The 20,306-nt window shown below is 57.2% G+C and carries 20 protein-coding genes and 1 pseudogene; 12 read left to right on the top strand and 9 right to left on the bottom strand.

Features of this window, described 5'->3' with window-relative positions; all coding sequences use genetic code 11:
- Positions 1-10: 10 nt before the first annotated feature.
- Positions 11-331: a carboxymuconolactone decarboxylase family protein gene (locus tag MQW23_RS01360; protein ID WP_252106024.1), complete on the top strand. Its 321-nt coding sequence runs from the start codon at positions 11-13 to the stop codon at positions 329-331.
- Between the two features lie 7 nt (positions 332-338).
- Here the strand turns inward: MQW23_RS01360 and MQW23_RS01365 are convergent, their stop codons facing one another.
- The 7 genes from MQW23_RS01365 to MQW23_RS01395 all read right to left on the bottom strand — a co-directional run bounded on the left by MQW23_RS01365 (position 339) and on the right by MQW23_RS01395 (position 9,134).
- Positions 339-692: a DUF488 domain-containing protein gene (locus MQW23_RS01365; protein ID WP_252106025.1), complete on the bottom strand. Its 354-nt coding sequence runs from the start codon at positions 690-692 to the stop codon at positions 339-341.
- 41 nt (positions 693-733) lie between these two features.
- Positions 734-1,906: an NO-inducible flavohemoprotein gene (gene hmpA / locus MQW23_RS01370; RefSeq protein WP_252106026.1), complete on the bottom strand. Its 1,173-nt coding sequence runs from the start codon at positions 1,904-1,906 to the stop codon at positions 734-736.
- Positions 1,907-2,029: 123 nt separating this feature from the next.
- Positions 2,030-2,476, bottom strand: a complete 447-nt coding sequence (locus MQW23_RS01375; protein WP_252106027.1) for an Rrf2 family transcriptional regulator — start codon at positions 2,474-2,476, stop codon at positions 2,030-2,032.
- Positions 2,477-2,629: 153 nt separating this feature from the next.
- Positions 2,630-5,857 (bottom strand): efflux RND transporter permease subunit, encoded by a 3,228-nt coding sequence (locus tag MQW23_RS01380; RefSeq protein ID WP_252106028.1) that lies wholly within the window; start codon positions 5,855-5,857, stop codon positions 2,630-2,632.
- Positions 5,854-7,029 (bottom strand): efflux RND transporter periplasmic adaptor subunit, encoded by a 1,176-nt coding sequence (locus MQW23_RS01385; protein ID WP_252106029.1) that lies wholly within the window; start codon positions 7,027-7,029, stop codon positions 5,854-5,856. Before MQW23_RS01385 ends, MQW23_RS01380 begins: the two co-directional genes overlap by 4 nt.
- Positions 7,026-8,465, bottom strand: a complete 1,440-nt coding sequence (locus tag MQW23_RS01390) for an efflux transporter outer membrane subunit (protein WP_252106030.1) — start codon at positions 8,463-8,465, stop codon at positions 7,026-7,028. The genes MQW23_RS01385 and MQW23_RS01390 overlap by 4 nt, the downstream gene beginning before the upstream one ends.
- Before the next feature lie 24 nt (positions 8,466-8,489).
- Positions 8,490-9,134, bottom strand: coding sequence for a TetR/AcrR family transcriptional regulator (locus MQW23_RS01395; protein WP_252106031.1), 645 nt, complete (start codon positions 9,132-9,134; stop codon positions 8,490-8,492).
- A gap of 132 nt (positions 9,135-9,266) precedes the next feature.
- On the opposite strand from MQW23_RS01395, the gene MQW23_RS01400 reads away from it, so the two are divergent.
- A complete protein-coding gene (locus tag MQW23_RS01400; protein ID WP_252106032.1) occupies positions 9,267-10,037 on the top strand; it encodes a MipA/OmpV family protein in 771 nt (256 codons plus the stop codon).
- 28 nt (positions 10,038-10,065) lie between these two features.
- Here MQW23_RS01400 and MQW23_RS01405 read toward each other — a convergent pair whose 3' ends face one another.
- On the bottom strand, positions 10,066-11,646 hold the full coding sequence (locus MQW23_RS01405) for a cryptochrome/deoxyribodipyrimidine photo-lyase family protein (protein WP_252106033.1): 1,581 nt from the start codon (positions 11,644-11,646) through the stop codon (positions 10,066-10,068).
- Between the two features lie 78 nt (positions 11,647-11,724).
- Between MQW23_RS01405 and hmuQ the strand changes: the two genes are divergently transcribed.
- The 10 genes from hmuQ to MQW23_RS01455 all read left to right on the top strand — a co-directional run bounded on the left by hmuQ (position 11,725) and on the right by MQW23_RS01455 (position 18,965).
- A complete protein-coding gene (gene hmuQ / locus MQW23_RS01410; protein WP_252106034.1) occupies positions 11,725-12,027 on the top strand; it encodes a heme-degrading protein HmuQ in 303 nt (100 codons plus the stop codon).
- Positions 12,028-12,900: 873 nt separating this feature from the next.
- Positions 12,901-13,401, top strand: a complete 501-nt coding sequence (locus MQW23_RS01415; protein ID WP_252106035.1) for an AbiU2 domain-containing protein — start codon at positions 12,901-12,903, stop codon at positions 13,399-13,401.
- 265 nt (positions 13,402-13,666) lie between these two features.
- Positions 13,667-14,386 carry an HNH endonuclease gene (locus tag MQW23_RS01420; RefSeq protein WP_252106036.1) on the top strand — a complete coding sequence of 240 codons (720 nt, stop codon included), beginning with the start codon at positions 13,667-13,669 and terminating at the stop codon, positions 14,384-14,386.
- Positions 14,387-14,607: 221 nt separating this feature from the next.
- The gene (locus MQW23_RS01425; RefSeq protein ID WP_252106037.1) at positions 14,608-14,967 is read left to right on the top strand and encodes a hypothetical protein; all 360 of its coding nucleotides are present in this window, start codon (positions 14,608-14,610) and stop codon (positions 14,965-14,967) included.
- An 82-nt stretch (positions 14,968-15,049) separates the two neighbouring features.
- Positions 15,050-15,667, top strand: coding sequence for a LysE family translocator (locus tag MQW23_RS01430; protein ID WP_252106038.1), 618 nt, complete (start codon positions 15,050-15,052; stop codon positions 15,665-15,667).
- Between the two features lie 261 nt (positions 15,668-15,928).
- On the top strand, positions 15,929-16,261 hold the full coding sequence (locus MQW23_RS01435) for a hypothetical protein (RefSeq protein WP_252106039.1): 333 nt from the start codon (positions 15,929-15,931) through the stop codon (positions 16,259-16,261).
- A gap of 262 nt (positions 16,262-16,523) precedes the next feature.
- Positions 16,524-17,162: an AMP-binding enzyme gene (locus MQW23_RS01440; RefSeq protein ID WP_252106040.1), complete on the top strand. Its 639-nt coding sequence runs from the start codon at positions 16,524-16,526 to the stop codon at positions 17,160-17,162.
- A 240-nt stretch (positions 17,163-17,402) separates the two neighbouring features.
- A complete protein-coding gene (locus tag MQW23_RS01445; protein ID WP_252106041.1) occupies positions 17,403-17,678 on the top strand; it encodes a hypothetical protein in 276 nt (91 codons plus the stop codon).
- A gap of 120 nt (positions 17,679-17,798) precedes the next feature.
- Positions 17,799-18,497 (top strand): hypothetical protein, encoded by a 699-nt coding sequence (locus MQW23_RS01450; RefSeq protein ID WP_252106042.1) that lies wholly within the window; start codon positions 17,799-17,801, stop codon positions 18,495-18,497.
- A 90-nt stretch (positions 18,498-18,587) separates the two neighbouring features.
- Positions 18,588-18,965 carry a DUF4160 domain-containing protein gene (locus tag MQW23_RS01455; RefSeq protein WP_252106043.1) on the top strand — a complete coding sequence of 126 codons (378 nt, stop codon included), beginning with the start codon at positions 18,588-18,590 and terminating at the stop codon, positions 18,963-18,965.
- Positions 18,966-19,279: 314 nt separating this feature from the next.
- On the opposite strand, the pseudogene MQW23_RS01460 reads toward MQW23_RS01455, so the two are convergent.
- A pseudogene (locus tag MQW23_RS01460) lies at positions 19,280-20,289 on the bottom strand (IS30 family transposase).
- Positions 20,290-20,306: the final 17 nt, after the last annotated feature.

Here is a 20,306-nt window from a genome sequence, read left to right on the forward strand (position 1 = left end):
GATGCGCGCCATGACGTCCGAGAAACTTCCCTCCGGTGCCGGTGACGTGGCCGGCGAATACCCCGAGGTGTGGAGCGCCTACGCCGCACTCGGCAAGGCGTGTTCGGAAGCGGGGCCTTTGGAGGCCCGCCAGCGCCGGCTGGTCAAGCTGGCGCTGGCCATCGATAACCGCTCCGAAGGCGCGGTGCACTCCCACGTGCGCCGTGGGCTCGAGGAGGGCATCAGCGCCGAGGAACTCAAGCAGGTGGCGATGCTGGCGGTGCCGACCATCGGCTTTCCCGCCGCCGTCGCGGCGCTGACCTGGATCACCGATATCACCGACGCGGACTGATTCGCCGCTAGCCCAGCATGTTCAGGTACTGGCGAACCACCACGGCGTTGTTGGTGCGCGTCTCTTTCGAGGCGAACACCAGCGTCACCGTTTCCCCTTTTGCGCGTTGGGCCAGCGGCCTGAGCGTTTCCCGATGCTCGGTCAGCTCGTTGAGGTAGCGCTTTCGAAACTCCCCCCAACCGAGCGAGCCGTCGTGAAACGCCTCGCGCAGCTCACGGCTGGGGGCGATCTCCTTGGGCCATTCGTCGATGTGGGCGTGCTCCTTTTTGACGCCGCGTGGCCAGAGGCCGTCCACCAGCACGCGGTAGCCATCCTCTTTCGCCGGCGCGTCGAACGCGCGTTTCAATGCGATCCTTGCCATGTTGCCTCCCTTTATGGATAAAGGCTGATTACCCGCCCGCCCTAGGCGGCCACCAGCGGCCTGGCCGGGCCGAAGTGCTCGAAGTGGCGGTGGCTATCATCAATGCCCAGCCCCGCCAGCGCGGTGTCCACGGCGGCCATGAAGCCTTGCGGGCCGACGAAGTAGCAGCGCGCCTTGGGCCCCGGCAGGTAGCGGGCCAGCAGGTCATGATCGATTCGGCCGATGTGCTCAACCCCTTCACCGTGTTCGTGCACGTTGACCACCGTCAGCTGCTCCGGGTAGTCGCGCTTGAGCGCTTTGACGTCATCGCTAAACGCGTGGTGGTCGCGGTCGATCGCGGCGTGCAGATACACCACCCGGCGGCCCTGGCTCAGCGCCTGGCGGGCGATGGGGAGGAGCGGCGTCTGGCCGACGCCGCCGCTGGCCAGCAGCAGCGGCTCGTTTCCTTCGACGAGCGTCAGGTCGCCGGCCGGCGGCAAAAGCTCCAGCGTGTCGCCCACCTCTAACACGTCGTGGAAGTGGCGGCTGACGCGGCCCTGCTCCTCACGTTTGATGGAGATCCGGTAGCTACGGCCGTTGGGCAGGTCGGACAGGCTGTAATGGCGATAAACCGGCTCGCCGTCGATCATCACGCGCACGCCAATGTACTGGCCGGGCTCATGAGCAGCCACGGGGCCGCCATCCTCGGGCTCGAAAACGAACGACCGGATGACCGAACTCTCCTGATGGGTGCGGGCGATTTTGAAGCGCCGCGCACCGCGCCAGCCGCCGGGGCGGCTTTCGAACTCGCGGTAGCGCTGATCTTCCAGGTCGATCAGCAGTGCGGCCAGCTCGCCGTAGAGCGCGCCCCAGGCATCGGCGATCTCCGGGGTCAGCGCGTCTCCCAGCACTTCGCCGATCGCTGCCATCAGGCACTCGCCGACGATCGGGTAGTGCTCGGGCAAAATGTTCAGCGAGACGTGCTTGCTAACCACGATATCCAGCGCGGCCCGCGCCTTGGCCGGGTTGCCTCGAAGCTGAACGTAGGCGAGCACCGCGACGGCCAGCGCCCGCGGCTGGCTGCCGTTTTGCTGGTGCACCTCGTTGAATAGCACCTTGACCTCGGGATAGCGCTCGAACATCAGCGGGTAGAACCGGCTGGTGATGGCGTTGAGATGTTCGGCAACGACGGGGGCGGTGGCTTCGATCAGCGCTTCCTGCTCGTGGCTCAACATGGCGTGCTCCTTATAAGATGTATTTAAAATATATCTTATAAGGCGTGCCAAAAAAGCTCAACGCAAGACGCCCGCCGTCTCTTGATCCAGATCAAAAGAGGGCGCATTAGTGAAAGTGTGGGTTCAAACGTGGGTGGCGGGGATGCGTAAGAGCCCGGCGAGCTCCGGTACGTGGCCGTCCAGCACATCGGCCAAGGTGTAGCGGTCGAGCACGGCGAGAAAGGCGGCGAGCGCCTCGCCCAGAATCGGCCTAAGCCGGCACGCCGGGGTGATCGTACAGCCGTTGCCCTGTTGAAAGCACTCGACCAGCCCCATGTCCTGCTCGGTGTCGCGAACAAGCGCGCCAAGCCCAATGGTGGCCGGGTCCTGGGCCAGCAACAGGCCGCCGTTTTTACCGCGAATCGCGGTGACGTAGCCTTTCTGGGCCAGTTCGTGAACTACCTTCATCAGGTGATTTCGCGAGATGTCGAAGGCCTCGGCGATTTCACCGATCGTCGCGCGCGCCTCACCCTTGACGGCCAGATAGATCAACACGCGAATCGAGTAGTCGGTGAACCGGGTTAGCTGCATGGTGGGTGCCTGGCGTTCGAGCCTCGAAAAGCGCTTTGAAGGAGCGCGGCTCGGGGTAGGGGATAAAAGATAGGGAAATGCGGCTAGCGTAATGAGTTGCCCCCGCCGTCGTCAAACGGCGGGGGCGTTACCCTTACGGCCTCTTGCCGGCGTTTAATCCAGCATCTCGGGCTCGCTGGCATCGGCCGGGGTCAGCAGATAGTAGAGAGCGGGCACGACGAACAGCGCCAGCAAGGTGGCCGAGATCAGCCCGAAGATGATCACCAGCGTCAGCGGCCGGTAGCTTTCGCTGCTGATGGCCAGCGGCACCAGTCCGACAATGGTGGTCACGGCGGTGGTCAAGAGCGGGCGTAGCCGCCGTGCTGCGCCGGCGGAGGCCGCCTCGCCAACACTCATGCCCTCCTTCAAGAAGCCGTTCATGGTGTCCACCATGATGATGCCGTTATTGATCGCGATCCCGATCAGCGATACCAGCCCGATCATGGCGAAAAACGAAAACGCGATCCCGAATGCCCAGAAACCCAGCGCCGTGCCGATGATCGCCAGCGGCATGGTGGCGAAAATGATCAGCGCCTGGCGGAAGCTGCTGAACACGATGACCAGCACGCCGACCACCAGCACGATGGCGACCAGCATGGCGATGCCTACCGAGCCTAGCGTATCGGCCGTTTCGGCGGATTCGCCGCCTACCGCGATGCGATAGCCGGCGGGCCAGTCCTGCTGCAGTTCGTCAAGGCGCGGTGAAATCTCGTTCATGATCTCGGTGACCGTGCGCCCCTGGTTCTTGGCCAGCACGGTCAGCGCGCGCTCGCCATCGACGTGGGAAATGGCCATCGCGCCTTCCGACTGTGTCGGGCTCAACAGCTGGAACATGGTGATGGAGCCGCCGTCCGGCAGGTAAGCGCGCACCCGCGAGAACTCCTCGACCGTGTTCGGCCCGCCGGCTTCGCCGGGCTGGCTTGGCCACTCCATGCCCAAGCGAATATCGAGATCGTCGGTGTCACCTGAGCTTGCGAAGTTGCCAATGATATCGGAGCTATAGGCGATGCGTATCTGGGAGGCGAGCTCGTCGTAGGACATGCCGAAAAAGCTCAAGGCGTCACGATTGGGCCGCAGCGCGAGCTGAGGCAGCGGAGCGCCCAGGTTGTCGCGCACGTCCACCACGTTCGGGGTCGAGGCAAGCACTTGCTGCACCTGCTGCGACAGCTCCTTCAGGGTGTCCATGTTGCCGCCCAATAGCTGAATCTCGATGGGATCCCCGGGCGAAGGCCCGCTGCTTTCCGGCACCACCAGAAGGTCGGCACCGGCGACGTTTTGCGCAAGATACGCGGACAGCTCCTCGCGCAGCGACTCCGCGATCACGTAGGAGTCCTCATCGCGGGCATCGCGCGAGGTGAACATCGCCGAGAAGCCGATAAAGTTCTCGGCATCGCTTGGCTGTAGCGAGCCGCTGCCGGCGAACGGACTTTTGAGCCCCACCAGCTTGCTGATGCTCGCAAAATAAGGCTTGTCGCGCAGGATCTCGCCGACCTGGTCGGCAACCTGTTGGGAGGTCTCCAGCGGCGCGGTGGGGGGAAGCTCGATATTGATCCCGAGGCGCTCGCCGTCCGCTGGCGGAAAGAGCTCGAGGCGCGTTTGGGTAAACGCGAACAGCGAGATCACGAACAGTACGACCGCGCCCAACACCCAAAGCCAGGCGCGGCCGCGGCTCGCCACGATATAGCGGCCGTTAAAGCGCTCCACGCCGTCGACCGAGCGCTGGGTCACCCGATCCGCCAAGCCGGGCTTTTCCTCGCCTTCGGCCCGGCGCTGCTTGCCTAAGAGCACCCGCGAGAGCGGCACCGCACAAAGCATCGCCACGACGAAAGAGAGCACCAGGCAGATGATGATCGTCGCCGGCAAAATGCGGACAAACGCGCCCATGGTGCCGCCAATCGACATCAAGGGCGCCATGGCCAGAAGCGTGGTTACCTGCGCGGCAAAGACCGGAATCGCATAGCGTTTGACGGTCGCCAGCACGGCCTGGCCGAAGGTATGGCCGTTGCGGTAAATCTCGTCGTGCAGGCCCTCCATCAAAATGATGAAGACATCGATGATCATGACCAGCGCGATCACCATGCCGATGATCACCAGTTCGTTGAGCGAGTACCCCAATGCCCAGATGACCAGCAGCACACCGGCAAAGGTGACGGGCACGGCAAGCCCCGAGACGATCGCCTCGCGCCAGGAGATGGTAATGAACAAAATGGCAAAGACGACCAGCATGGTCTGCAGGGCGCTGACAAAGACTTCGGTCAGCGAATCCCAAATCTGCACGGCGTCGTCCTGAAGCACCGAGTAGTCCACCTGGGCAGGCCAGGTGCTGGCCGCTTGCTGCTCGGCCAGGGCTTGGCGAATGCGCTCCACCACTTGCACCGTATCGGCGCCGGGCGTTTTGGTGATCGAGATCTCGAGTGACGACTCATAGTCGCCGCCGCGCTCGCTGAAAAACGCCCGCGACTGCTCGGTTTCCTGCATGCGCTTGACGGTAGCGACTTCGCCCAGGGTCAGCGCGCGCGAGCTCTGGTTGTTTTCCAGGCGCGATACGGGCAGCGCGCGCAGGTCGTCGATATCGGAAAAGCGCCCCTCGAGGCGCACTACCGCGCCCATGTTCTGGCTACGCACCTCGCCAAACGGCTGCTCGATATTGGCCTGCTGCACGGCGTCGCGAATGGTGGTGGGCGAGAGCCCCAGCGCCAACAGTCGCTGCGGGTCGATGAGAATCTGCACGATCTCCTCGCGCTCGCCACCGATATTGACCTCGTTGATGCCCTGCACGCGCTCCAGTGCGTCGCGAATCTGGCGGGCGGTCTGGTTGAGCGTGGCGGAGCCGGCGCTACCGTGCAGCGCCAGGGTCAGGATCGGGCGGTCGTCCACCGAACTCTGGCTGATGTTGGGGCTTTCGACCTCGGAGGGAAAACCGGACTCCGCATCGGCCACGGCGGCACGCAGCCGCGTCATGGCGTCCGTCGTGTCGGTGGACGCATCGAACTCGACCGAAATGACCGACAGCGAATCGAACGAGGCGCTATTGACCGTGTTCACGCCGCTGAGCGTGGTGATTTCGTCCTCGATCAGGTCGGTAATCTGCTCTTCCACCGAGCGCGGGTCGGCCCCGGACCAGACCGTGGTGATACTCGCCTGAGGAATGTCGAGGGCGGGCAAGGCCTCCTTGACCAGCGTAGAGTAGGCAAACAGCCCACCCAGCAGCATCGTGATGGTGAGCAGAATGCCAAAGATCGGCTTGAGAAAGAAAAAGCGCATCAGCCGGTGGGCGTTGCGTACCTCGTCGGTTTCGCGGCGCGCTGGCGGCGTTTGCCTTGTTGTGACGTCCGCACTCATGACTGGCCCCCGATGAGCGTGACGCGGTCACCATCGTTTAACCGGGTGCGCCCCTCGGTGACCACCTGCTCGCCGGCAGTGAGCCCTTCCAGCACTTCGCGGCGCTCGCCGGCCTGCTGGCCGAGCTGGACGCTGCGCTCTTCCACCCGACCACTCGTTTCGTCGTACACGAACACGAAGGCCTGATCGTTTAAGAAGCGCAGCGCATTGAACGGCACGCTCAGCGCCTCGGTTTTCTCGGGCTCGGCCATCCACACCGCCACGAAGGCGCCGTCCTGCAGGCGCGGGTGCTCGCTGGTAGTACGAATGATGACCTCGAAGGTGCGCGACTGCGGGTCGACGGACGGGCTGATCGCATGGATTTCGCCTATCTCGCTCTCGCCGAGCGTTTCAGGGTCGAGGCTATCGGCCTTCTGCGGTGGCCGCCCGCCAATAACGGCGCGCGCGCCGACCTCGACACGATTGAAGTTGTACGACGGCAGGTCCACCCGTACCTCAAAACGCGACGGGTCGATGACCAGCGCCGGCACCGTTTGAAGCGCTCCCTGCTCGGTCGAGGAGTCCACGGTGTTGGGCATGAAATAGCGGCCCTGCTCAATGTTGAGGCGCGCCAGCACGCCGTCGATGGGCGACACCAGCCGTGATTCCTCGAGCATGACCTCGGCCTGGGCGATCTCGGCCCGGGCGCTGTCGCGGGTGGCCAGCGCCTGCTGCACTTCGACGCGCGCCTCGTCCAGCTCCTGGGCGGAGGCGGAGCGCTGATTGACCAGCGTCTGGTAACGATCCTGAGTGACCCGCGCCAGCGAAAGACTGGCCTCGGCTTCCTCCAGCGAGGCGCGCGCGGAGGCCAGTTCCGCCTCCAAACGTCCGGGGGCCTGGTGGGCAATCAGCTGACCCTCGCTCACCGGCACGCCCACCCGCAGGTCCTGATCGACGAAGGTCACCTTGCCTTGCTCGGTGAAGGTCAGGTATTCCCGGCGCAGGGAGCGGGCCGTGCCCTGGCTGTAGGTCCAGCCTTGCAGCGCGAGGACCTCGGCGGGTTCGACGCGGACACTGACCGCGGGCGCCTGCTGGATCGCCTCCTCGTCGGCGGGCGGTGTGCTCTCGTCGTCGCTACCGCACGCACTGAGTAGCAGGCACGCCAGCGCCCAGGCGATGGTTTTCATATTCATAACGCAGAGGTTCCTGTTACGGAGGGGGTTAACGCCGAGACGGCATCGAAGCCGCCTCCCAGGGCAAGGTGCAGGGCGATACGGTTTTCCAGACGGTCGTAGCGCGCGGTGATCGTGGCGCTGCGGCTATCCAGCGCCCGCTGATAGCTCTCCAGCACATTCAAAAAGGGCTCGATGCCTTGAAAGTAGCGGTTGAAGGAGACGCGCACCGACTCTTCGGCGGCCTCGGCCGCGGCCTCGCTTTCGGCCACGCGCTGGGCGAGCAGGCCATCGACCGCCAGCGCTGTCTCGACTTCCGACAGCGCGGTGAGGGCGGTGTCGACGTAGGCGTAGAACGCATCGTCGCGTTGGCCGCCGGCGACATCCGCCTGGGCGCGCAGCCGCCCGCCCTGAAACACCGGCTGCACCAGGTTACCGGCGATCGTCCAGAGCAGCGAGCCGCTGCTGAAAAGCTCCGACAGCTCGCTTGCCGTGGAGCCGGCGCTGCCGGTCAGGGAAATCGACGGCAGAAACGAGCGCTCCGCCGCGGTCAGCCGGTAATCCGCCGCTCGCAGCGCCCACTCGGCGCTGCGCACGTCCGGGCGGCGTTCGAGCAGTTCCGCAGGCACGCCCGCCGAGGGCAGCGGCGAAAGCGCGGGCAGCTCGCTTTTGGTGATCAGCGCCCCGGCCGGGTACTGGCCCATCAGCGTTTCCAACTGGCGGGTGGTACGCTCCAGGTTCTCCCGGCGCTGCTCGAGCCCGGCTCTGGCCGAGGCCAGGTTGGCGGTGGCGAGCGTCAAGTCGGTGGGCGAGACGACCCCGGCGTTGGCGCGGTTCTCGACCTGGCGGGCGAACTCCTCCAGCGCCTCGACGGTATCCTCGGAAAGCTCGACCTGGGCGCGAGCCTGCACCACGCCGAGATAGAGCGACACGACGTCGGCGGCCAGCGATTGATGCATGGCGCGCAGCTGCTCGCTGGCGGCAAGATAATCCGCCTGCCCGGCGGCGGAGAGCGACGACAGCCGCCCCCACAGATCGACTTCCCAGCTTACGTCGAGCGTAGCGTTATGGCTGTTGGTGATGCTGTCCCCACCGCCCTGCGCGCCCGGGCGGCGCTGGCGGGAGCTGTTGAGCCCGGTGCTGACCTGTGGAAAAAGATCCGCCCGGTCGCCGCGCGACTGCGCCTCGGCAATGCGCGCCTGCGCAATGGCCTGGGCGAGGCCCGGGTTGTCGTCCAAGGCGTTTCTAACGAAGGCGTTGAGCTCCTCGTCCTGAAACGTTTGCCACCAGCGGTCGTCGATAAACACCTGCTGACCGGTCGAGGCCAGAAAGGCGCCGGGCAGCTCGACCGGTGGCGGCGGCGAGGGCGGCGTTGGCGTGGTCGCGCAGGCACTCAAAAGCGCCCCCAGCGCGGCGAGAGGTAACAGGTGGCCAAATCCGTTCAAGAGTCGTGGCATGATCTCAATCCGTTGAAAAGGGTCTTAATCCGCTGAAAGAAGTCGCAGCATCACGTCGCGGTGGCTTGCCTTGATGGCCGCGATGCGCTCGGCGGCGATGTCGCCGCCAATGATCATTTGCCAGAACAGGGCCAGCACCGACGGCGAAAACGCCAGCGTGATCTGATCCGGCGTCAGGGCGGCCTTCGGGGCGTAGCGGTTCAGGTGGTCGGCCAGCGCCTGCTGACGCTTTTCGAGATAGGGCCGGTAGCACTGCTCGTACCACTGCCGGATACGCTGCGGGTCACGGCCGCTTTCGATGATCAAAAGCCGCACGATGGTGAGCCGGCGCGTCGACGAGCCGTCGCCGTAGAGCATATCCAGAAAGCCATCGACCGCGTCTTCCAGACTCTCTGCATGGCGCAAAAAGCCGCTCTCGCCGCTCTCCACGGGCAGCATGATCGCCTCCAGCAGCGCCTCGAACAGCGCCTCCTTACTGGCAAAGTGGGCGTAAAACCCCGCCTTGGTAAGCCCCGCTTTAAGCGCGATGGCCTCGACCGTGGCGCCTTCGAAGCCCACTTTTGCGAACGCGTCGAGCGCGGCATCCAGAATATACTGGCGACGAATGTCGGGGGGCAGGCGCGTGCGCTTGCGTGGTGACGCCAGCGGCGTCTTGGCGGAGTGCTTCATGGGTCGAACCCCATAGTGAGCGGCAAAAGGAAGCGATTATACCTTAACGACCATTTGGTCGTTAAACGATTGCTCGATCATGGATTTGGGCCTAGAGTTCGTTCTGACTTCGAACCGCTCAGGATCTGGAACATGCTGCATTCAAACGATTATCGCCGCCCGCTGATGCTGTCGCTTGCCATCGCAAGCGCTTCGCTGTGCTCCACGGCATGGGCGCAATGGGAGGGCACGCTGGGGGCCGGTGCGATCTATACCCCGGACTACCTGGGCAGTGACGACTACGAATGGAATCCCTTACCGGTGGTGGAAGCGACCTACAACGACACGCTGTTCGTAAGCGTTCGCGACGGGATCGGCTGGAACGTCATCAATCAGGACAACGTCAAGGTGGCGCCCTTCATCGGCTACACCTTCGGCCGCGATGATAGCGGCGATTTGAGCCGCTTCGACGAGGTCGACGGCGGCGCGACGGCGGGGCTTCGTATCAGCTACCGCGACGCGGGCTGGCGCTATACCGGCTCGGCGGAAACCCCCTTTACCGGTGATATCGACGGCTACCGCCTTGCTTTCAAAGCCCAGCATGTCACGCGCCTTGGCGAACGCATGGTCATGACGCTCGGCCCTGAAGTGGCGTATACCAGCGATAAGTGGACCGACGCCATGTTTGGCGTCTCGCCCGGCGACAGCGTGCGCTCAGGTCTTGCGGCCTACGAGCCCGACGACGGCGCTTTCGCACTAGGCGCCAATGCGTCGCTGAGTTACTACCTGACAGAGCAGTGGTCGGTTACTGGCCTTCTTGGGGTGGCCAAGCTCACCGGCGACGCCAGCGACAGCCCGATCGTCGACGATGCGGGCAGCGACGTGCAGTGGCGTACCGGTGCCTTTATCAACTATCACTTCTAAAAACCTTTGACGCCCTGTTAGCGGCAATTCAATCGCTTTCAACTTCCGACTCGCCACCGTCAAACAGCGAAAGCTGCTGACGGTGGGCGGGTTTTATCGTTTTACGCCGGGCGTTTGGGCGGCGGTGACTGGCCAGACGCGCCATCAATTCTTGGCTGATGGCTTTGGCCTCTGGCGTGCGGCTCGCCTCGAAAATCAGCGTTTTCCAGTGGCGGGCCTCGGCCTCGAAATCATGAGGTAGCGGGTAGTGCTCGCCGGGAATGAACGCGTAGCGCGTTTGCAGGCTTTCCGGCAGCGCCCAGGGTTTGGCCCGCCACTCGACGGGCAGCGCGGTTAACTCCGGCACCCAGCGGGCGACGAATTCACCGCTCGGGTCGTTGTCCTCGGCCTGCTTGATCGGGTTGTAGATGCGAAGCGTATTGAAGCCGGTGGCGCCCGACTGCATCTGAATCTGCGGGTAGTGGATGCCGGGCTCGAAATCGGTAAACAGCCGCGCCAGGTGAAGCCCGGGCTCACGCCAGTGAAGGCCGAGGCCAAAGGTAGCAAACGAGATCAGCATCGCGCGCATGCGAAAGTTGATCCAGCCGGTATGAATCAGGCAGCGCATACAGGCATCCACCAGCGGCACGCCGGTCTGGCCGCGCTTCCAGGCCAGCAGCCGCGGGTGCTCCGGGTCGCGTTCGCGCAGCCCCTTGAGCGCCGGGTGCAGGGTTTTATCTTCGATGCTCGGTTCGCTTTCGAGCTTTTGAATGAAGTGGCAGTGCCAGTGCAGCCGCGAGGCGAGCGCTCGTAACGAATGCGCCCAGCGGGTTTTCTCGGCGTGCTTTTCGCGCTGGTGGCGAAGCGAGCGCACCACCTCACGCATCGAAAGCGTACCCCAAACCAGGTGGGGCGAAAGCCTCGAGCCGTGTACCTCGGCCCGCAAGGGCTTTGAGATCGAACCCCGGTAGCGCTCGCCGCGTTGGGTAAGAAAACCGTACCAGAGCGCGCGCCCGGCGCGACGCCCGCCGCGCTGGCGCTCGGGGCAGGGCGTGGTGTCGACACCCAGCGTGAGCCCATGCAGTTCGTCCACCGGCCGATGATGAAACGCCTCCCAGCCGGGGGCCGGGCGGGCATTGGCAGGCGTCTTGAAGGGCGCGGCCTGCATTAGCGCTTCCCACTGTTCCTCCCAGGCGCTTTGATCGACGCGGCTTTTCAGCCTGCGCACCACGCCCACCTGGCGGTGTTCGTGCCACGTCACGCCTTCGGCGCGGCACCACGCGAGCACCGCCACGTCGCGCGCGTAGCTCCAGGCGTTACCGGTTTCTTCATGAGAGTAGAGCGTCAGCGCCCCGTAGTGCGCCTTCAGCGCGGCGAGCAGCGCGAGCACGTCGCCTTCCCAAATACACAGCGGCAGTCCTCGCTCGCTTAGCGCTGCCTGTAAATCGACCAGCGAGTCGGCGGCGAACTGCCAGTGGCGGAGCGCACTGTCCGGCGCCTGCCACTGGCCAGGCTCGATGGCGAACACCGGCAGCACCAGGCCCGCCTCGGCGGCAAGGGTCAGCGGCGCGTGGTCGTGAACGCGCAGATCACGCTTGAACCACACCACGTGAATACCGGCAGTGGCCATGGGTCTCCTTGGGCTATCCGTGCCCGGGTCGTAGCGTTACCATCAAGCGTTGGTCACAATCCCCCAAGGAGCAAGCCCATGTACATCGCCATGAACCGTTTTCGTATCGCCCCGGGCCGGGAAGAGGATTTTCTCGAGGTATGGCGCAACCGCGACTCGCACCTCGACGAGGTACCCGGCTTCAAGGAATTCAGGATGCTCCAGGGCGACAAGCAGGAGGACCACACCGTGTTTATCTCGCACAGCATCTGGGAATCTGAGGACGCCTTCCGTGCCTGGACGCAGTCCGACGCGTTTCGCAAGGCGCATGCCAATGCCAAGTCGCCGGAGGGGATTTATCTGGGGCCGCCGAAGTTTGAAGGGTATGAGGTGGTGCTTTAACGACTCGCTCTGGAACCACGTGTTTGATGCTGCCGCTTTTGAGCGGCAGTTTTGTGTTGGGCCTGCTTGGAAAAGCTGGCGAGTGCGGGCCTACGACCTATGGTTGACGATTGTCATCGCATTTATGCGTGGCCGAAGGTAAGTTTGTGGGTAGGGTATGATTGAATCGAGTAAAACGAGCGGGCACGCGAATAATGGATAGACGGCCTGTAAATTGATCGGCGCTAGAGTGATCAGTAGGTTACGGGCTGCAAGCGGGCTGCATAACCTCAATAAACGCGCCGGCGCGATTATTGAGGTTATGTGGATGGGCGAATAATCACTGTTATAAATTGAGGTAGTCCAATGACGGGCCTCGTATCCAGAATCCACCAGGGGCGATATGACTCCGAAAAAGAGCTTTTACGTCTCCGTGACAATGCCTTCAAGAGAGACAGGGTTGATGTCCTAGATGCGGTTCATCAACGGTTGAAGAAAAAATATCCCCTCATTTACCAGAGGCTAGTTGGCCCTCTCACCGATAGAACTCGAGATAAAAAGTTCAAATGCTATTGCAACAACCCGAAGAGTCTCAGCGAGATCTATCTGGATATCATGGCGGGCCACGTTCATTATCATTCCTTGATCTGCGACGATTGTTGGCAAGAAGATCTAACTAAAACGTGGGGCTACTACGGTTGGGCGAGCAAGCTAATTCCGCAAGAGGTGTGGCATGTACTCTGCGAAGAACGGGCGTACGACAAGTACGTTGAGTAATTTATAACAAGGCGCAGCAGTTCGCGGCCGATGGCCGCCGGACGACCTTTCCGTGTCTCCTTTGTCGCCACTCAAAGGTCGCCGCTGTGCTCAGCGTTATGCATTATGGAGTATTCTATGAGTACCAATAAATCTGAAACCCAAATTTATGCTACATATGATGAGTTTTGTAAGGCAAGGGGACTGGCTTTACCACATAGAGTGGAATTCAATAGATCAAAAGTAAAACAAGACGAACTAAAGGTCATAAAAGAATACTTCACCAACTTGTGCTTAGATTTAACTGTATATAGTGACCTCTTCACATATCAAAAATCGATTGATGTATTAAACGAATTCAATTCTTTAGTTTTTGGCAGAATACAAAAGGCATATATTGAAAAGCTCTGCCTTAGTCTTGCTTGTTTGTTGGATCCTGCCCAAACAGGAAGGAACAATGAAAACTTGTCATTAGCAAGAATTATAGCTCAATGTGAATGTCCTGAATTAGATGATAAATATTCAGAGTTGCTTAAGCTCTACGAGTTAACAGGCATTAAAAGCTGGCGTAGCAAATTATTAGCTCACAATGATTTAAATACTTTAATGGGTAGGAAAAAAATTAGATTTGAAATTTAGGAGAAATGACGTAGAAAATATTATTGAATTAATACAAGAGATTTTTGATGATATCTCAGGTTCTACTGCTCAAACTGATATCAGAATTGCATTGCCATTTGATCAAGATGTTAGTCAGTTTTTGAATAAGTTAAAACTTTCATCTAGAAATGCATAGCAAGGTATCCAAGCAGAACAAAAAAACAGTTGATTAAGTTTCGCTTCGCTACATATTTTAACCCAGTATTTTTTCCGCTTAATGCGACGTTAAGTATTCGAGGAAACAATGAGAACACATCAATATCAAAGAAAAAATAGGTTTAATGGAGCTGTATATCACTTTTTCGAGTTGAGCAACGCTGTTCGGGTTATTAGGGTTTTGAATAATGAAGAGTTCGAGCATACTTTCTCGAAGGGAGACTTTGTTCAAGGAAGAACTCTGAAGAAATTTGATTTTGACACGGCTATAGAAAAAGGTCATGCCGTTTATGTGACTAGCGAAGAGTTTCCATCTTCAAATGCTCAAAGTTTAGCTGCTCAAGTTGATTTCATTTACGGTAATAGTGTCGAAGAAAAGTCATCTTTAGAGTCTGATATAGATGAAATTCTTTCAAACCCAATGATCGAGGTTACCGAGAAAGAAAGTTTAATAAAGTCTAGGATAGGTCAGGGTGCTTTTCGTCAAAAACTAATTAATATGTGGGGTGGATGTGCTGTTACTGGTTGTGAGGTTAAAGAGCTACTTGTAGCGAGTCACATTATTCCATGGAGTGCCTCTGAAGCTAATAGATTAAATCCTTACAATGGATTTCTTTTGGTTGCACACTTAGATAAAGCATTTGATTCAGGGCTTATTAGTTTTGATTCAGAAGGTTGTATTATGATATCTTCAGAGTTTAAAGGCTGTAACTTACTTGGAATACATCCTGATTTGTTTATTAACTTGAAACCTGAGCATGAGGAATTTCTTAAATATCATAGATTTAATGTATACAGAAATAAATAAAAACGCTATATATCGATTCGTGATGTTGGCGGTTTTTATTTTTATTTAGCGTTTTCGGTGTGATGATTGAGTTTCGTGGCCAGTGTTGTTAATCACTTAAGCGGGCGTTGTGAGTCATTCAATATCGAGTATAGAAATGAACGATAGAATTAAAAAAAATTGATACACCAGAGAAGTGCGAAATATTTGCCAAGAACTGCATTGAGCGTGGCCATGAAGATTTGGCGCAAGAGGCCAAAGAACGAGCTGTTCAGCTCCGAGCTAAAGCTTACGGAGCAAAATCTGATGCCGAGCGTAAAGCCCTCGAAGCTGTTTACGCATACGAAGAGGTATTAAGTGCGAGGAATGGAAGGAAAACTCGTGCCGGTCGTACATGGCAAATGATAACCCGCCATGGAATTATTGGTGCGGTAGAAAGAGCCGTAAATCGACCTACAGAGACACAAGGTTATACCGCCCTCGTTGAAATGGGTCTTGAAGATTATGCATTTGAAAATGTCATTCTTCGTCACACTGATCTTTTTAGTGATCAGGCGGTAAAAGTTTCAAGAGAACGTATAGAACAGTGGAAAAACTCATAACATGCAAAGGCAGTATCGCCTTTCGGACTGGACGTGCTAACGCGCGCCGCTGCTTTGGACGCTAGACCATATAGAGAAACCAATGAACATCGAAGCCTGGTTGGCATTTACTGCCATTGCATCCGTAGCGACTATAGTGCCTGGGCCGGCGATGCTGCTGGTCGCTACACATAGCTTGAAGTACGGAATTCTTCAATCATTAAAAACGATCCTGGGTAACGTTACGGGGCTGGCCATCCTATCGAGCATCTCCGTTACGGGCTTGAGCGCGGTAATTCTGTACTCTTCGAGCGCTTTTCTGGCGGTTAAAATAGTGGGAGCGCTCTACCTCGCCTACCTTGGCATCAAAATTTGGCGCAATGGCGTCTCGCCCATTAAGGTCGAAGAGGCTGATTCAAATAAGCGTGGTGGGCTCTTGTATCTGCAAGGTATCGCGGTGTCGCTTTCAAACCCAAAAGCTATCGCGTTTACAACGGCGCTCTTTCCTCAATTTATCGAGCCGGGCCACCGCGTGCTTTTTCAGTTTTCAATATTGTTGGGAACGTTTATGGCGTTATCATTTTCCTGCTTATGTGTCTGCTCGATACTGGCACGCAAAGCCTCCCTTGGCGTTTCAGGAAAGTTGCCGCTTAATTTGGGTAAAGTGTTTGGTGGCAGTTTGATTGGCGCGGGTGGTTTACTGATGTTTGCAAAAAACTGAGCTTAACAAGCATCGACAGGGCGATAGCCAACACTAGCTGTCTTTTTATCACGAGAGCGATTAATGGCGCCTCCTGAACGCCTTTAGTGTAAAGCCTGGAAGTGCCTACGAATTCCGGGGCCATGCAGTCAACCAACTTGGCCGGGTACCGCTGATGCAGCGGGCGGGGTATATTAACCCGGCTATGGGGCTGCTCGTGGCGCGAATCATCCAGTCGCGGGTCGTTTGGGTGTGAATCATTGAAAGAAAGAGGAATTGGTTTTGAAATTAGTTAAAAGCTTGCTCGTGGGGCTTCTGCTGCTGGGGTGCTCATCCTTTGCAAGCGCGTCGGATTACTACGTCGATATCACCAACGATACCGGCTACACCATTTTGTACATGTACGTCAGCCCGGCGAAAGCCGAAACCTGGGAGGAAGACGTGCTGGGCAGCAGTGTATTTAGAAGCGGTGAGACCCAGCGCGTCACGCTAACCAACTACGACAGCCCCATATTCGATATTCGCCTGGTGGACGAAGACAAGGACAGCTACACCTTCTGGGATGTGGATGTCTCGCAGCGCGATATCGTGGTCACGCTGGGTGATCTGGATTAAAGCACGGGCGCGGCGTGATGATTACGCCGCCTCGCGCGAACAGCTCGATGATCCATCCAAAGCATTGACCCCCTAAGCGCAAAGTGTAGCCGCTATCGCCACGTTAAAATGTCACCACGCAAAACGGCTTGCCTTCTCACCGGAGGCAAGCCGTTGTCATTTGCTACAGACTGCGGCGCTCAAAGTGGCCTTATCCCTAAAAAACTAACCCACTACTCAGCCACCCGCTATACCCCAACTCAAAAGCTTCGTCTGGCTCAAAATGCTGGTGGCCAAAATGACCGCGCTGGGGCTGACGCCCAAGGTGAGCTACGGCCTCTCGGAAATGGCCAGCCAGGTATGCACCGGCCTGCCCGGCGCCCCCGGCGTGGTCGGCAAGCCACTCTCCGGGCGCGAGGTGCGCATCCACAACGGCGAGATCCAGGTGCGCGGCGAAACGCTCTTCGAGGGCTACCTGCGCGACGGAAAGCTCGACCCCGCACTCGATAGCGAAGGCTGGTTCGCCACCAGAGACAAGGGCCACGTCACCGAACAAGACGAGCTGGTTGTTGAAGGACGGTTGGACAAAGCCTTTATCTCCGGCGGCGAAAACATCCAGCCCGAAGCCATCGAACAACGCCTGGTCAACCACCCCGGCATCGCCCAGGCGCTGGTGGTACCCGTGCCCCACCCGGAATGGGGCGAACGCCCGGTGGCCTTCATCGACTACCACGCGGAGGCAGTGGCCGAAGCCGAACTAAACGCCTGGGTTCGCGAGACGCTGCCCGGTTTCATGGTGCCGGATGCTTGGTTTGTCTGGCCCGAGGGGGTGGGGTTCAAGCCCTCGCGGCGGATGTTTGCGGCGAAGGCCTGCGACTTATGTAGGGCGGATGTCATCAAACTTACGCGTGACCTAAGGTAAGTTTGTGGATAGGGTGTGATTAAATTGGGCAAAGCGAGCGGGCACGAGAATAATGGATAGGCTACATGAAAATTTATCGAATAAATATAGATCAGTAGGTTAGGAGCTACATGGGGCTTCATGACACCAATAAACGCGCCGTCGCGTTTATTGGTGTTATATGATTGGGCATATAATCACTGTTAAGCTTAGCTACCAGCACTAACGGTGTTCTTCTAATTAAGAGAATATGGAGATGTGATGTTCGCAAGTATCAAGGCTCAACAGTTCGCGGAATTCTATGTCCGAGTATATGAGCAACCTGTATTAGGGCTCGATAATGCCGATGTTTATGAATTGGTCAAATCGTCAGTACCAAATGATATAATTAAGAACGTGAATCATCGGCCTGTGGCTATATATAGGCATGTCGCGCTAGACAAAAATGGGATCGGCTATCTGTTCGATTTTGATGCTAAACAGGCTGACGGTTGCTTAGGCCCTTGCGAACTTATTCTAGACAGTGAAAAAACTTAACATAAAGCTGCAATTGACCACCCAATGCGCTGCCGCGCTTCGGGTTCCCTTCGCGGGTTACGACCGCGAAGGCGGCAACTGAACTTGGGCGTTAGGCTCAAAAAGCAGATAAGAGTCAAAATGAATATTGATAATCTCATGTCAGGCATGTCAACCCCCAGAATATCTGACCCCACCGCGCCGCGAAGGGAGTTAAATATTGAGAAAGAAGACGAGCAGATAATAGAAAGTGCTATCGAAAAACTAGATAGGTCAAACCTCAAGACCGAAGATCTTTATGATGTTTTCAGTGATTGGCAGACGAAGAAGACGCTAACGTCTAAACGAATATTTTTTTCGACTTCAATTCTTGTGGTTGCGGCAGCTTGGATTGGTATCGACTATACAGAGTTGTCCTTTTTTGGCTTGGAAGTCGCTAATGGATCTCCTGAAAGATTCATAATCTTTGTCCTTGTATCCATCTTTGCTAGCGGAATCTTATACGAATTATCAAGAAGGATAGATTCAACTGTTAGGAGTGCGAGAATTAAACATGTCAACGGTGATTTAAATAGCTTGGTACAGCCTGTGAAGGCTGTTGATAAAGTTATGGAAAGCAATAACATCGATGATTTCGTTGATTTATACTTTGATTTTCGGTCCCCGTTGAATTCATCGCAGCATGATGCTATTGATGTATATCGAGCCGTCAAGTTTTACAATAGCAATCTTTCAAGAGCAGGGGTTGGCTTGGGTCTTGTAACGTTGGTAGAACAGCTAATAGTTTACTCAATTGCAGCTATTGCTATTTTCTCTTTGGTTCAGCAGCTTGTGTTATAAAGAAAACTAACAGGCGCATGTTGCTGACCTGGTTTTCCGCTCCGTTCCAAATCAGTCGAGAATGCGGGCGTTATATATCTTGGGTGATACATGAGACTTGAAGAAGAATTTAGTGAGTTGCAAAAGCTATTTGCTCAAAGAGACCTGTTAATTGAGCCACGAAAATTATCAGGAAGCGGTTTCATGGAAATTCTCTTGGCAAAAAGAAAGGACATGAAAATTAAAATATATCAAGAAAAAGGGCATCGTCTACCACATATTCACATCGACTATGGGAAGCAGCGGCACGCAGCTAGCTATGCCATAGAAACAGGCGAAAGAATCGAAGGTAAGTTATCTAAGCAATATGATAGCGATGTTTCTAGTTGGTTGGATCGGAATCGAGGTAAGGTTCTAGAAATCTGGAATGCTTTGCAAGCGAGTACACAGCACGAACCACTATTAGCGCAGTTGACTGGTGATGTTTAATAAGTCAATTAACTGCGAGCCTTGGGCGCCGGGCACGCTTAAATGCTCTGGTTGTTAAGTTGTTAAGTTGTTAAGTTGTTAAGTTGTTAAACGTTTAGAGGACTCATGGAAGTATCAAACCCAGATGTTTCAGGTGCAATGAAAAATTGGGGTTCAGATGATTAGCTCCCGCAGAGCACCTGTGCTCGAAATATATCAACAAGTCAGAAATAGGTTTGGTCCTGAGTTTGAGTGTGAAACTCCAAAGGGGATTTTTGGTGAAGAGACGTAAAAAAATAAAACAAGGTTGGCGGTCTCAAGTTTCAAGCGCAACACTATTGAAGAGTGCTCGGGCCTGCGACCGATTTCTTGAGCACCTCGGCGTAAACTTCCAATGGCGTGCGCCAGTCCAGTGTCTGGCGAGGCCGCGTGTTGAGTGAGTAGGCTATCTCGTCGAGTTCATCCTGGCTGTAGACCGATAGGTCTGTGCCCTTCGGCAGGTACTGCCGCAACAGACCGTTGGTGTTCTCATTGGAGCCCCGCTGCCACGGGCTATGCGGATCAGCGAAGTAAATCGCCGTACCGGTCTTTTGCGTGATACCGGCATGCCTGACCATCTCTCTGCCCTGATTGTAGGTCATGGACAAACGCAGAGACCGCGGCACTTCATTGAGCTTGTCACTGAAGCCGACAACTGCCGCCGTGGCCGTAGTGCCATCGACTTTCGCCAACAGGACCAGGCGTGTGGTGCGCTCCACTAGCGTGCCGATAGCAGACCGATTGTTAGCGCCAATGATGAGATCGCCCTCCCAGTGATCGGGCATCAGGCGATCTTCGATCTCAGGCGGCCGCACGTGGATGCTGACCAGGTCGGGGATCTATTGTCGTCGATCCTTACCACGGCTGCGTGGCCGACTCTTGCTGTTCCCCTGACGTAAGCAGGCGATGAGCTCCTTCTTGAGGCTGCCGCGAGGCATCACATGGAGCGCGTTGTAAATGGCCTCATGCGAGACCTGACGACGTGAATCATTGGGAGACATAAGCTTCACTGTGCGGCCTATCTGTTGCGGTGACCAGTCTTGCGCAGTAGATAGACCACTACCTCGAAGCGCTCCCCACCGGGATGCAGTTTGGGACGTCGGCGTGGTCGGTGTCGTGTCAGACTGGCCCTATAGCCTGCCAGGCTGGCATCATAGTCTTTGACCGTGTGGCTAGCGATTTCTCGCGATACGGTACTCGGCGCATGGCCCAAACGAGTGGCGATGGCTCGAATCGAATGAGTCGCTCTCATCATCATGATGGAGGCTCGGTCTTCAGCAGAGAGATGGCGATAGCATTGAGTCATAGCAACATCGTACCTGA

The organism is Halomonas sp. S3-1-1 (assembly GCF_023757625.1).
Classification (GTDB): Bacteria; Pseudomonadota; Gammaproteobacteria; order Pseudomonadales; family Halomonadaceae; genus Vreelandella.